8 protein-coding genes are annotated in these 13,322 nt (G+C 46.0%); 4 read left to right on the top strand and 4 right to left on the bottom strand.

What is annotated here, in order from left to right:
* Nucleotides 1-35: 35 nt before the first annotated feature.
* From KCG55_RS10280 to rfbD, 4 genes are all read right to left on the bottom strand, one after another.
* Entirely contained in the window at nucleotides 36-887 is an 852-nt protein-coding gene (locus KCG55_RS10280) for a DNA adenine methylase (protein ID WP_107769400.1), read from the bottom strand.
* Nucleotides 888-910: 23 nt separating this feature from the next.
* Nucleotides 911-2,236 (bottom strand): hypothetical protein, encoded by a 1,326-nt coding sequence (locus tag KCG55_RS10275; protein WP_107769399.1) that lies wholly within the window; start codon nucleotides 2,234-2,236, stop codon nucleotides 911-913.
* A gap of 37 nt (nucleotides 2,237-2,273) precedes the next feature.
* Complete coding sequence (uvrA, locus tag KCG55_RS10270) at nucleotides 2,274-5,129, bottom strand: excinuclease ABC subunit UvrA (RefSeq protein WP_254322973.1); 2,856 nt, start codon at nucleotides 5,127-5,129, stop codon at nucleotides 2,274-2,276.
* Nucleotides 5,130-5,279: 150 nt separating this feature from the next.
* Nucleotides 5,280-6,143, bottom strand: a complete 864-nt coding sequence (gene rfbD, locus KCG55_RS10265; protein ID WP_254322972.1) for a dTDP-4-dehydrorhamnose reductase — start codon at nucleotides 6,141-6,143, stop codon at nucleotides 5,280-5,282.
* Between the two features lie 444 nt (nucleotides 6,144-6,587).
* On the opposite strand from rfbD, the gene KCG55_RS10260 reads away from it, so the two are divergent.
* The 4 genes from KCG55_RS10260 (at nucleotide 6,588) to dld (ending at nucleotide 13,282) form a co-directional block, all read left to right on the top strand.
* Complete coding sequence (locus tag KCG55_RS10260) at nucleotides 6,588-8,042, top strand: calcium-binding protein (protein ID WP_432761063.1); 1,455 nt, start codon at nucleotides 6,588-6,590, stop codon at nucleotides 8,040-8,042.
* 163 nt (nucleotides 8,043-8,205) lie between these two features.
* The gene (locus KCG55_RS10255; RefSeq protein ID WP_254322971.1) at nucleotides 8,206-9,069 is read left to right on the top strand and encodes a phosphoribosylaminoimidazolesuccinocarboxamide synthase; all 864 of its coding nucleotides are present in this window, start codon (nucleotides 8,206-8,208) and stop codon (nucleotides 9,067-9,069) included.
* 234 nt (nucleotides 9,070-9,303) lie between these two features.
* The gene (pnp, locus tag KCG55_RS10250) at nucleotides 9,304-11,427 is read left to right on the top strand and encodes a polyribonucleotide nucleotidyltransferase (protein WP_107697060.1); all 2,124 of its coding nucleotides are present in this window, start codon (nucleotides 9,304-9,306) and stop codon (nucleotides 11,425-11,427) included.
* 163 nt (nucleotides 11,428-11,590) lie between these two features.
* Nucleotides 11,591-13,282, top strand: coding sequence for a D-lactate dehydrogenase (dld, locus tag KCG55_RS10245; RefSeq protein WP_254322970.1), 1,692 nt, complete (start codon nucleotides 11,591-11,593; stop codon nucleotides 13,280-13,282).
* Nucleotides 13,283-13,322: the final 40 nt, after the last annotated feature.

Raw genomic sequence — 13,322 nt, 5'->3', positions numbered from 1 at the left:
ATAAGCGCAAGCCAATGCTCGCTACAAAATTTTAATTATTTTAAATAATCAGCACATATTGCTAAATTTTCAGAGTAAATTAACAATTCATTTCCCTTTCGTTTTGTCTGTAATGAATAATTAATATTAAATGGAATCCGACCATATCCATCATATAAATTATATATCTCAGGAGTATTATCATACGTAACGACCCAATATTTATTAATTTTTTTTATAGAATCTGCAACTAAGGCATGATCTTCTGGAAGATAAAAACTAGTATAAAGGGACGATCCTTTATTATAATATGGAGGATCAATAAAGAAAAAAGTATTATCTGGGGTATAATTCTCTACTTCATTTATAAAAGCTATAGCATCTAAATTTGTTAGATGAATTCTATCTGAATATTTTTTTATCCTTTTAATCCGTTCAATCAAATCACTTTTATTAAATCTACAATCTATTTTATAAGCTCCACTTTGATTTTTGCCTCCTATTGCACCTGCTCCTTTTATTATGCCAGATCGATTGGTTCTATTTAAGAAAAAAGTAGAAAATCCAAGGTGAAGATAATCATTTAAATTGCATCTAGAGTTAATTTCCTTTTGTTTATGCCATTCATCTATGGTGATAGGAGTGAAATTAATTAGTTCAATAAATTCTTTTGTATGATTTAATATGGAAAACCAAAAACTCCATATCATAGGATCTATATCATTAATATGGATTTCACTTACAAAACTATCATACATTAAACCTAAAGCAAGACCAGCTCCTCCTGCATATGGTTCTATATAATGACATCTTTGTAGATCATTGTTATATATTAATGCTTTAGTAAACTTCAGCATCGAAAACTTACCACCAGGATATCTTAATGGAGAAAATGAATAGCTCGACATAAATGCTTTACCAATCAGATAATTTAATTTTGATTATTAATATTATTAATAATTTCTATTAATAATGGAGTAATAACCTCAAAATCGTTAATAATTTGTTCATAATTAAAATTTGCTGAAGTAGGATGATGTTTTGTAGTATTTCCACTCTCATGAAATCTTTGAACGGCCTCCTTGATAGCTTTATGTTTTTTACTATCAAAACCTAGGCTGCTAAATTTATTATTGATATATGCTGACAATTCACCTCCCTCTCGACCATGTAAAAAAGTCAATGATTCTAAAAAAGACCATATACCAACAGTTATAAGAGCAGGATGCTTTTGTACTGATATTTCATTTAAGGAATAGTATATTTTTGATAATTTGTAATTATCAAGTAGTTTTAATTCATCCATCAAATCCTTTGAATTAACCAATTTGGTTCTAGGTTTTGGAGAAATATTTTTTATTGGTTCGCTTTGTGGTTTTTCAACAATATTTTCAAGATTATTTTGAATTATATTGATGCCATCGTCAATTTTATCATCTATTGAGTGTGATGATTCACAAGTTGAGTTATTAACATCATCACTTTTACTAGAATCTTCATTATTTTTATTGAATTGAACATATTCACGAATTTGTTCACTAGTTGAATGTGTTCGTGTGTCAATTTTTCCTTTAGCAACATCATTAATAAAAATTGTGAAATATTCCATATCTATTTCACTTGGATTAAACTCTTCTATCTTGTTTGATATTCTAATTAAATTTCTAAAATCATGATTGGTTAAGAATCGTTGTACTATTGATAACTTTCCCCTTCTAGTATCTGTTGTTAATAACCCCTCTTCTTCTGCATAGTCTAAAAGCAGTTGTGCTAATGTATTTTTACTATCTCCAAAATGACGAGTTTTTTGTTCAGAATCCCACTGACGACGACCAATCCCTTGTTGCTGCCCTGCATGAATTCTTGTTAACCACAAATCAACATTTTCTTCATCTTCTATAACGATCACTTCTAATTCAGAAATATTCTCCCAATTACTAGATAATTCAAAAAATTTTTTTTGTAACTTTTGAGGTGCACGATAAGGATCATTTAGAAGTTTTATTGCACATAATCTACGGTTTCCTTCTGCAACAACATAAGTACCTGTTTTATCATCTTTTATAACTGCTAAATTTTCCAGTGGGTTTAAACCATACAAGGCAATATCTTTAGCTAAATTAAAAATATCTTCATTCTCACAAAGATACTTAATGGTTTCTACTTCTGATTGATATGGAATATGTCTTGGATTATTTAAATCTAAAAAGATTTTATCTAACTGAATAAGTTGCCGATTATGTTTGTTTGAATCCATTTCTTTCTCTCATGTAAATATGAATAAGATGAATAAACTATAATATATTAAAGATACTCTTCAAATACTTCCCAGTATAACTTCCCTTAACCTTAGCAACAATCTCAGGGCTGCCTTCCGCAATAATCCGCCCCCCGCCATCACCGCCTTCCGGCCCTAAGTCCACAATCCAATCCGCGGTTTTAATCACATCCAGATTATGCTCGATAATCACAATTGAGTTGCCTTTGCCTTTCAGACGGCCTATGACTTCCAGTAGCAGGGCGATGTCGGCGAAGTGCAAGCCGGTGGTCGGTTCGTCGAGGATGTAGAGCGTTCTGCCGGTGTCGCGTTTGGAGAGTTCCAAGGCGAGTTTGACACGCTGGGCTTCGCCGCCGGAAAGGGTGGTGGCGGATTGGCCGAGGCGGATGTAGCCGAGGCCCACGTCCATCAGGGTTTGCAGTTTGCGCGATACGGTGGGGACGGCGTCGAAAAATTCGCGGGCTTCTTCAACGGTCATGTCGAGGACTTGGCTGATGTTTTTGCCTTTGTATTGGATTTCGAGGGTTTCTCGGTTGTAGCGTTTGCCGTGGCAGACTTCGCAGGGGACGTACACGTCGGGCAGGAAGTGCATTTCGACTTTAATCACGCCGTCGCCTTGGCAGGCTTCGCAGCGGCCGCCTTTGACGTTGAAGGAGAATCTGCCGACGTTGTAGCCGCGTTCGCGCGAGAGGGGGACGCCGGCGAAGAGTTCGCGGATGGGGGTGAACAGGCCGGTGTAGGTGGCGGGGTTGGAGCGCGGGGTGCGGCCGATGGGGGATTGGTCGACGTTGATGACTTTGTCGAGGTGTTCGAGGCCGCGGATGTCGTCGTATGGAGCGGGTTCTTCTTGGGCGCGGTTGAGTTCGCGGGCGGTGATTTTGGCGAGGGTGTCGTTAATCAGGGTGGATTTGCCGCTGCCGGATACGCCGGTGATGCAGGTAATCAAACCGAGCGGCAGTTCGAGGGTTACGTTTTTGAGGTTGTTGCCACGCGCACCTTTGAGGACGAGCATTCGCTCGGGATTGACGGGCGTGCGTTCAGACGGCACGGCAATGGATTTTTTGCCGCTGAGGTATTGTCCGGTAACGGATTTTTCGCATTTGGCGACGTTTTCGGGCGTGTCTGCAATCAATACGTTGCCGCCGTGTTCGCCTGCGCCGGGGCCCATATCGACGACGAAATCGGCTTCGCGGATGGCGTCTTCGTCGTGTTCGACCACAATCACGCTGTTGCCCAAATCGCGCAGGCGTTTGAGGGTGGCGAGCAGGCGGTCATTGTCGCGCTGGTGCAGGCCGATGGAGGGTTCGTCCAAAACGTACATCACGCCGGTCAGGCCGCTGCCGATTTGGCTGGCGAGGCGGATGCGCTGGGCTTCGCCGCCGGAAAGGGTTTCTGCGGAGCGGGAGAGATTGAGGTAATCCAGCCCGACGTTAATCAGGAAGCCGAGCCGCTCGGTGATTTCTTTGAGGATTTTTTCGGCGATTTGTTTTTTGTTGCCGTCCAAATCCAGCGTTTCGAAAAATTGGTGGGTTTTGGTCAGCGGCCAGGCGGAAACTTCGTGCAGCGGTTCGCCACTGACGTAAACGTAGCGCGCTTCTTTGCGCAAACGTGCGCCGCCGCAGCTCGGGCAGGCGCGGTGGTTTTGGTATTCGCGCAGTTTTTCGCGCACGGTTTCGCTGTCGGTTTCGCGGTAGCGGCGTTCGAGATTTGGGATGATGCCTTCGAAGGCGTGGCTGCGGTTGAAGGTGGTGCCGCGTTCGGATAGGTAGGTGAAATCAATGACTTCTTTACCCGAGCCGTGCAGCACGACTTTTTTGACTTTTTCAGGTAGCGTTTCCCAAGCAGCCTGCACGTCGAAACCGTAATGCCGCGCCAGCGATTGAATCATTTGGAAATAGAACTGGTTGCGCTTGTCCCAGCCGTCAATCGCGCCTGCGGCTAAGGATAGTTCGGGATGGGCGACCACTTTTTCGGGATCGAAGAAGTTGGTATTGCCCAATCCGTCGCAAGTCGGGCAGGAGCCCATCGGGTTGTTGAACGAAAAGAGGCGCGGCTCCAATTCAGGCAGGCTGTACGAACATACGGGGCAGGCGAAACGCGCGGAAAACCAATGCTCTTCGCCGCTGTCCATTTCCATTGCCAGCGCGCGCTCGTTGCCGTGGCGCAGCGCGGTTTCAAAACTTTCCGCCAGCCGCTGCTTGATGTCCGCCTTCACTTTCACGCGGTCGATGACCACGTCGATATTGTGCTTGATGTTTTTTTCCAGCTTCGGCACTTCGTCCAACTGATAGACCTCGCCATCCACGCGCACCCGCGCAAAGCCTTGCGCCTGCAAGTCGGCAAAGAAATCGACAAACTCGCCCTTACGCTCACGCACCGCCGGCGCCAGAATCATCACGCGCGTGTCTTCCGGCAGCTTCAAGACGGCATCGACCATCTGAGATACGGTTTGGCTCGACAGCGGCAGCTTGTGTTCGGGGCAGTAGGGTGTGCCGACGCGTGCGTACAAAAGGCGCAGGTAGTCGTGGATTTCTGTTACTGTGCCGACGGTGGAACGCGGATTGTGGCTGGTGGATTTCTGCTCGATGGAAATCGCGGGCGACAGACCTTCAATCAAATCGACATCGGGTTTGTCCATCATCTGCAAAAATTGACGGGCATAGGCTGAAAGGCTTTCAACATAACGGCGTTGGCCTTCGGCATACAAAGTATCAAACGCCAGCGACGATTTGCCGCTTCCTGACAATCCTGTTACCACCACGAGCTTGTGGCGCGGAATGTCCAAATCGACATTTTTCAAATTATGTGTACGCGCGCCGCGGATGCGGATGGTGTCATTATCGTGTGAATGTTTGGGATGATGGTTGCACATATTGTCAGGCCGTCTGAAAAATAAAATAAACGGCTATTGTAGCACTTTTCAAATGACAGACTGGATAGATAAAGCATTTGATATAAAAGAAACAAAGAGGCCGTCTGAAAATATGTTTTCAGACGGCCTTGATATAGATGGATCAGCTTATCAGTCGATTTTGCGGAGAATTTCGCGCAGGGCTTTTTGCCAGTCGGACGGTTTGATACCAAACTCGGTTTCGAGGCGTGAGCAATCCATAATGCTGTATGCCGGACGCGGAGCGGGCAGGGGGTATTGATCAGTGGTGATTGCGTTCAGTTCCGGAATGCGGAAGCTGTCGTCTAATTGGTGGGCCGTCTGAAAGATGGCTTTGGTAAATTCGTACCATGTTGCCGATTTATTGCCACAGTAATGGAAGATGCCGCGAGGGGAAGTGGGCTGTTGCAATAAACTGATGATGGCATGAGCCAAGTCGCCTGCATAAGTCGGACAGCCGGTTTGGTCGTGGACAATGGAGAGGGAATCGCGTTCTTTGGCAAGGCGCAGCATGGTTTTGACGAAATTGCTGCCGTATTCGCTAAACAGCCATGAAGTACGGATGATTGTACTTTCCGGATGCGCGGCTAAAGCCAAAAGCTCGCCTGCGACTTTGGATTGACCGTAAGTGCTGCGCGGATTGGTGTAGTCAGTTTCGCGGTAAGGGCGTTTGCCTTCGCCGTCGAATACATAATCAGTAGAAATATGGATAAAGCGGGCATGTGCAGCGCGAGCAGCTGCGGCTAGGTTGTGAACAGCGGTTGCGTTGACGGCAAAAGCAGCCTCTGCGTTTTCTTCTGCTTTATCGACGGCCGTGTAAGCCGCGGCATTAACGATGGCATCTGGTTGGAAGTTTTTGATCATGTGATGCACGGCTTCGGTATCGGTAATGTCCAGCGAAGTAGAGTCGGTAGCAATCAGTTCCCAATCTTCGGGCAGGCGGTCGCGCAGACAACGGGCAAGCTGGCCTTTGGCTCCAGTCAATAAAGTACGCATGGTTGAGTATCTCCTCTGATAGCTGTTAAATAGGTATTCGTGTCATTATAGTGTAAATACGACAAATTCACATTATTGGCGTAGAACAAAATGCAGAGGCGGCTGTATTTGGGTAAATTGTCGATATTATCTATCCATAATAATAACCACTTATTGGTATTATGTTTGTTTACTATAACTAGAGTTAAAGTTCAGCTTTTAACAAGATAGATAAAGGATCTATGCTGTTTGAGAGAGTGTGAATCAATGTTAATGTTTTTATTGTTGCTAGGATAATGGAATTTAAAAACAGGCGAAACTCCGTCCTTTTGTCGGCAAATTCTACCGTTTGATATTTTTGAGTAAATATTTTGAAAAATATTACTAAAATAATAATTGAGCAAGGGCGGATTTGCTCGTTCCGCCAGCTCGATATCTTTATTAACTATTTTGGGAGTAATTATTATGGCATACTGTTACGGGGGGTATTATACTAGACCCCTGGTTAGTTCTTACTGCGCTCCTGCGCCTAAGGCTTCCTACTCTTCTTACTACTGCGCTCCTGCAGCAAAATCTTCTGTTTCTATCGGCAGTATCGCTAGCATTGCCAGCGTCGGCGTGTCAGTAGTTAATGCGGTAACTGGTTTGGTTTCTGCTATTGCGGCTTTTTGCCCACCAGCAAAAACGCCTAACTATAAATGTGTTCCGGTTTGTCCACCTTACAACTGTAATCCGATCAAACCGATCCCATGTCCAAAACCACAACCTAAACCTCAGCCTAAACCTCAACCAAAACCTGAGCCTAAACCTGAGCCACAACCAGAACCGCAACCAGAACCAAAACCACAACCAAAACCTGAGCCTAAGCCAGAACCGAAACCTGAGCCTAAACCAGAACCGAAACCTGAGCCTAAGCCAGAGCCAAAACCTGAGCCTAAACCAGAACCGAAACCTGAGCCAGACTGCAAAGACTGTGTTGACGACCATAACCAAAACAACTCATACGGTCACGAAGACAAAAACCCAGGTAATGTCATCCGAGCTGAAGACTGCAAAGACGGCAACGTTATCCGCGGTACTGATGCTAAAGATACCATTTATGGTACTGCTTGCGAAGACATCATCTACGGTGGCAACGGCACAGACGTAATCTACGCCGGTGCTGGTAACGACACCATTTACGGTGATGCCGACGGTGACTCTCTGTACGGTGAAGAAGGTAAAGACTACCTGCAAGGTGGTGCCGGTAACGACTACCTGAACGGTGGTTCCGGTGCTGACATCATGCGCGGTGGCGACGGTAACGACGTTTACTTCGTTGACAATGCCAACGACCAAGTTATCGAGTACGGCAATGCACAGGCCGGTATCGATACTGTCCGTACCGTTATCGACTACACGCTGACCGATCACGTTGAAAACCTGATTTTGCAAGGTATGCAAAACCTGAACGGTACCGGTAACTCTTTGAACAACAACATCGAAGGTAACGGCGGCAACAACCATCTGTACGGTTTGGCCGGCGACGACTGCCTGGTTGGTAAAGACGGTAACGACTACCTCGACGGCGGTGTCGGCAACGACATCCTGATCGGCGGTACCGGTAACGACACTTACTTCTTCGACAAAGGTTACGGTCACGACACTATCCGAGAAGAAAGCGGTAATGACACCCTGTTGTTCGGTAAAGGCGTTGCAGCTTCCGACGTATTGCTGAGCAAATCTGGTGCTAACCTGACTGTTTCTGTCGGTGCTAACGACAGCATCACCATCGACGACTGGTTCACCGGTAACGATCACAAAGTTGAAAACTTCAAGTTTGCTGACGGTAGCACTTACCAAGTAACCGGCCACGGCGACTACTACTCTCTGTCTGCTGTGAACCAAATCCAAGATCAGACTCAAGCTTCTGTAATTTGATAGGATGGTGATTTTCAGGGGTCCTCCATGAAATCAACGGATAAGGCCGTCTGAAACCAAAATATAAGGTTTCAGACGGCCTTTATTTTGTAAACAATCTGACGAAAAATTCCAAATTGGGCTAAAATACCGTATTCTTCTGTCTATCTAAGAGATACCCGAAATGTCTGAAATCAGCTTGAAAAAAATCTACTCCGGCAAAGTACGCGATTTATACGAAATTGACGATAAACGTATGTTGATGGTTGCCTCCGACCGACTGTCTGCATTCGATGTGATTTTGGATGACCCGATTCCGGGTAAAGGGGAGATTCTGACGCAGATTTCCAATTTTTGGTTTAAAAAACTGGCCCATATCATGCCTAACCATTTCACCGGCCATACGGTTTACGATGTTTTGCCTGAAAACGAAGCCAAAGTTTTAGAAAAACGCGCCGTCGTGGCTAAAAAGCTCACTCCGGTGAAAGTAGAAGCTATTGTGCGCGGTTATCTGGCAGGCAGCGGTTGGAAAGATTATCAAAAGACAGGCTCTGTTTGCGGTATTCAACTGCCTGAAGGTATGCAGGAAGCGCAACAACTGCCTGAAGTGATTTTTACGCCATCGACCAAAGCTGAGGTTGGCAATCATGATGAAAACATTAGTTTTGAAGAATGCGAACGCATTATCGGAAAAGAATTGGCGGCGGAAGTGCGCGCTAAAGCGATTCAGCTTTATACAGAAGCGGCCGAATATGCCAAATCTCGCGGTATTATTATTTGCGATACCAAGTTTGAATTTGGTTTGGATGAAGAAGGTACGCTGACTTTGATGGACGAAGTGTTGACGCCTGACTCCAGTCGTTTTTGGCCTGCGGACCAATACAAAGTCGGCACTAATCCGCCGTCTTTTGACAAACAATTTGTCCGCGACTGGCTGGAGCAAAGCGGTTGGAATAAAAAAGCGCCTGCACCTAAAGTGCCTGCCGATGTGATTCAGAAAACAGTCGAAAAATATCAGGAAGCATTGACTTTGCTGACTCAGGATTGATTTTTAAGTTTGAAGGCCGTCTGAAAGAGATATGTTTCAGACGGCCTTTTTATTGTATAAATACTGGATTTTAAGGATAGTTGCCTTTATAATCGAGAGTTGTTTTCAGCGCCTTTAAAGGCCGTCTGAAAGCTTGTTTATAACCTGCCGCACGGTCTGAAACCCTAACTATGCACATTCGGATTTTAGTGTGCATTATTAGTGTTTTAGCAGTGCGGTATTTTGAAAGGAACAATGATGTTCAATAAACACGTTAAGACCTTCCAATACGGTAATCAAACCGTTACTTTGGAAACCGGCGAAATCGCCCGCCAAGCCGCAGCTGCCGTTAAAGTATCCATGGGCGACACTGTTGTTTTGGTTGCCGTTACCACCAACAAAGAAGTGAAAGAAGGCCAAGACTTCTTCCCTCTAACTGTTGATTACCTCGAGCGTACTTATGCAGCAGGTAAAATCCCCGGCGGTTTCTTCAAACGCGAAGGCAAACAAAGCGAAAAAGAAATCCTGACCAGCCGTTTGATCGACCGTCCGATCCGTCCTCTGTTCCCTGAAGGTTTCTACCACGACATCCAAATCGTAGCGATGGTGGTGTCTGTTGACCCTGAAATCGATTCTGACATTCCTGCAATGCTGGGCGCATCTGCCGCGCTGGTGTTGAGCGGCGTACCGTTTGCCGGCCCGATTGGTGCGGCGCGCGTGGGTTATGTAAACGGCGTGTACGTTCTGAACCCGACTAAAGCCGAATTGGCGAAATCACAATTGGACTTGGTTGTTGCCGGTACTTCTAAAGCCGTGTTGATGGTGGAATCCGAAGCCGACATCTTGTCTGAAGAAGTGATGTTGGGTGCGGTTGTTTACGGTCATGATCAAATGCAAGTGGCCATTAACGCCATCAATGAGTTTGCCGACGAAGTCAACCCGGAAGTTTGGGATTGGAAAGCACCTGAAACCAATGAAGAATTGGTTGCAAAAGTACGCGAAATTGCCGGCGAAACCATTAAAGAAGCGTTCAAAATCCGTCAAAAACAAGCGCGTTCTGCCAAATTGGACGAAGCTTGGAATGCTGTAAAAGAAGCCTTGATTACCGAAGAAACCGACACTTTGGCAGCCAATGAAATTAAAGGCATTTTCAAACACTTGGAAGCCGATGTTGTCCGCAGCCAAATTTTGGACGGCCAACCGCGTATCGACGGTCGCGACACCCGCACTGTTCGTCCGTTGAACATTCAAACCGGCGTATTGCCGCGTACTCACGGTTCTGCACTGTTTACCCGTGGCGAAACCCAAGCTTTGGCGGTTGCAACTTTGGGTACTTCACGCGACGAGCAAATCATTGATGCGCTGTCCGGCGAATACACCGACCGCTTCATGCTGCACTACAACTTCCCTCCATACTCTACCGGTGAAGTGGGTCGCGTAGGTGCGCCAAAACGTCGTGAAATCGGTCACGGCCGCTTGGCTAAACGTGCATTGTTGGCCGTATTGCCAGAACCTGAAGATTTCAGCTACACCATGCGCGTGGTTTCTGAAATTACCGAATCCAACGGCTCTTCCTCTATGGCTTCCGTCTGCGGCGGCTGCTTGAGCCTGTTGTCTGCCGGTGTGCCTTTGAAAGCACACGTTGCCGGTATCGCCATGGGTCTGATTTTGGACAACAACAAATTTGCCGTCCTGACCGACATCTTGGGCGACGAAGACCACTTGGGCGATATGGACTTTAAAGTGGCCGGTACAACCGAAGGTGTGACCGCGTTGCAAATGGACATCAAAATCCAAGGTATTACCAAAGAAATCATGCAAATTGCTTTGGCTCAAGCCAAAGAAGCACGTTTGCACATCTTGGATCAGATGAAAGCCGCCGTTGCAGGCCCACAAGAGCTATCTGCACACGCGCCACGCTTGTTCACTATGAAAATCAATCAAGATAAAATCCGTGATGTGATTGGTAAAGGTGGTGAAACCATTCGTTCGATTACTGCTGAAACCGGTACTGAAATCAATATCGCTGAAGACGGTACCATCACAATCGCTGCGACTACTCAAGAAGCAGGCGATGCAGCGAAAAAACGCATCGAAGAAATTACTGCCGAAGTGGAAGTGGGCAAAGTGTACGAAGGTACTGTGGTTAAAATCCTCGACAACAACGTTGGCGCGATTGTCAGCGTGATGCCGGGCAAAGACGGTTTGGTACACATCAGCCAAATCGCCCACGAGCGCGTACGCAATGTCAGCGACTACCTGCAAGTAGGTCAGGTTGTGAACGTTAAAGCATTGGAAGTAGACGATCGCGGCCGAGTACGCCTGTCTATCAAAGCTTTGCTAGAAGCGCCTGCTCGCGAAGAGAAAGCAGCTGAATAATTTGATTGTGCAAGCTTGAAACAAAAGGCCGTCTGAAAATTTCAGACGGCCTTTTGTTTATTTGAATGATGAATTTAAAAATGAGTTTGCCTTTACTTTGATAAAAGGGATTACTACAATATTTGTAATTTAATAAATATATTCATTTCTTAAGGAGTATGCAATGAATGCTACACAATTAATCAGTCGGCTGACGCAAACCGTCGGCGAAAAATATATCATCACAGACCCGGCAAAAACTGAACAATACCGTCAAGGCTACCGTTTTGGCGAGGGCAAGGCGCTAGCTGTTGTCCGTCCGGGTACGGTTTTGGAAATGTGGCAAATCTTGCAGGCGTGTGTTGAGGCTGATGTTATCGTGATTACGCAGGCCGCCAATACCGGTTTGACTGGCGGCTCGACTCCTGACGGCAATGATTACGACCGCGATATCGTGATTGTGAATACCATGCGTCTGAACATCATTCAGCCGATTAACAATAACGAACAGGTTGTCTGCCTGCCCGGTTCTACCTTGAATCAATTGGAGCTGCTGCTGAAACCTTTAGGCCGTGAGCCGCACTCAGTGATCGGTTCGTCCTGTATCGGCGCATCTGTATTGGGTGGCGTATGTAATAACTCGGGTGGCGCACTGGTACAGCGTGGCCCGGCTTATACGGAAATGGCCCTGTTTGCGCAAATCAACGAAGAGGGCAAACTGGAGCTGGTCAACCATTTGGGCATTGATTTGGGCGAAACCCCTGAAGAAATTTTGACCAACTTGCAAGGTTTCCATTATCAGCGAAAAGACATTACGCAAGATGCCGGCAAAGGGCATGACCATGCGTACTGCGATCATGTCCGCCAAGTGAATGAACCGACTGCCGCCCGTTTTAATGCCGACCCTGCGCGTCACTACGAAGCATCAGGTTGCGCGGGCAAGCTGATGGTGTTTGCCGTACGCTTGGATACGTTCCCACAAGAAAAACAGACTGCCGTCTTCTATATCGGCACCAATGATATTAATGAGCTGACCGATATTCGTCGTGCTGCTTTGAGCGAGTTTAAAAACCTGCCTATTTCCGGTGAGTATATCCATCGTCATGCTTTTGATATTGCTGCCATTTATGGTAAAGATACGTTTTATATCATCAAGACGTTCGGTACCCACCAACTTCCGAAACTGTTTGACCTGAAGGCCCGTGTGGATAGATTCAGCAAAAAGATAAGTTTCTTACCAAAACACTTCTCTGATAAATTCATGCAACTGATCAGTAAAATTTTGCCCGATCACTTGCCGAAGTCTATGCGCAACTATCGGGATAAATATGAACATCACCTGATTTTAAAAATGGGTGGCGAGGGCGTAGAAGAAGCGCGTGCTTTCTTGAAGGAATATTTTGCAACCCATGGCGGCGCATTCTTTGAATGTAATGCCGAAGAAACGCAGGCGGCCATGTTGCATCGTTTCGCCGTGGCTTCTGCCGCGATTCGCTATCGTGCCGTGCATGATGACGAGGTAGAAGATTTGGTTGCACTCGATATCGCCTTGCGCCGTGATGATCGTGATTGGTTTGAAACACTGCCGCCTGAAATTGACAATAAAATCATCCATAAATTGTATTACGGACATTTTATGTGTCATGTGTTCCATCAGGACTACATCATTAAAAAAGGCAACGACTGCATGGCTTTGGAACATGAAATGCTCCATCTGCTTGACCAACGCGGCGCGCAATATCCTGCCGAGCACAACGTCGGTCATCTGTATGAGGCCAAGCCCGCACTGAAACAGTTCTATAAAAGACTTGACCCGACCAACAGCTTCAATCCAGGTATCGGTAAAACCAGTAAGAAGAAAAACTGGGCTGAATAAAGCATAGTAAAAAACAAAGGCCGTCTGAACATTTCAGACG

This window comes from Neisseria subflava (genome assembly GCF_024205745.1).
GTDB classification, from domain to species: Bacteria; Pseudomonadota; Gammaproteobacteria; order Burkholderiales; family Neisseriaceae; genus Neisseria; species Neisseria flavescens_B.
This window is presented reverse-complemented; position numbering and strand designations above follow the sequence as displayed.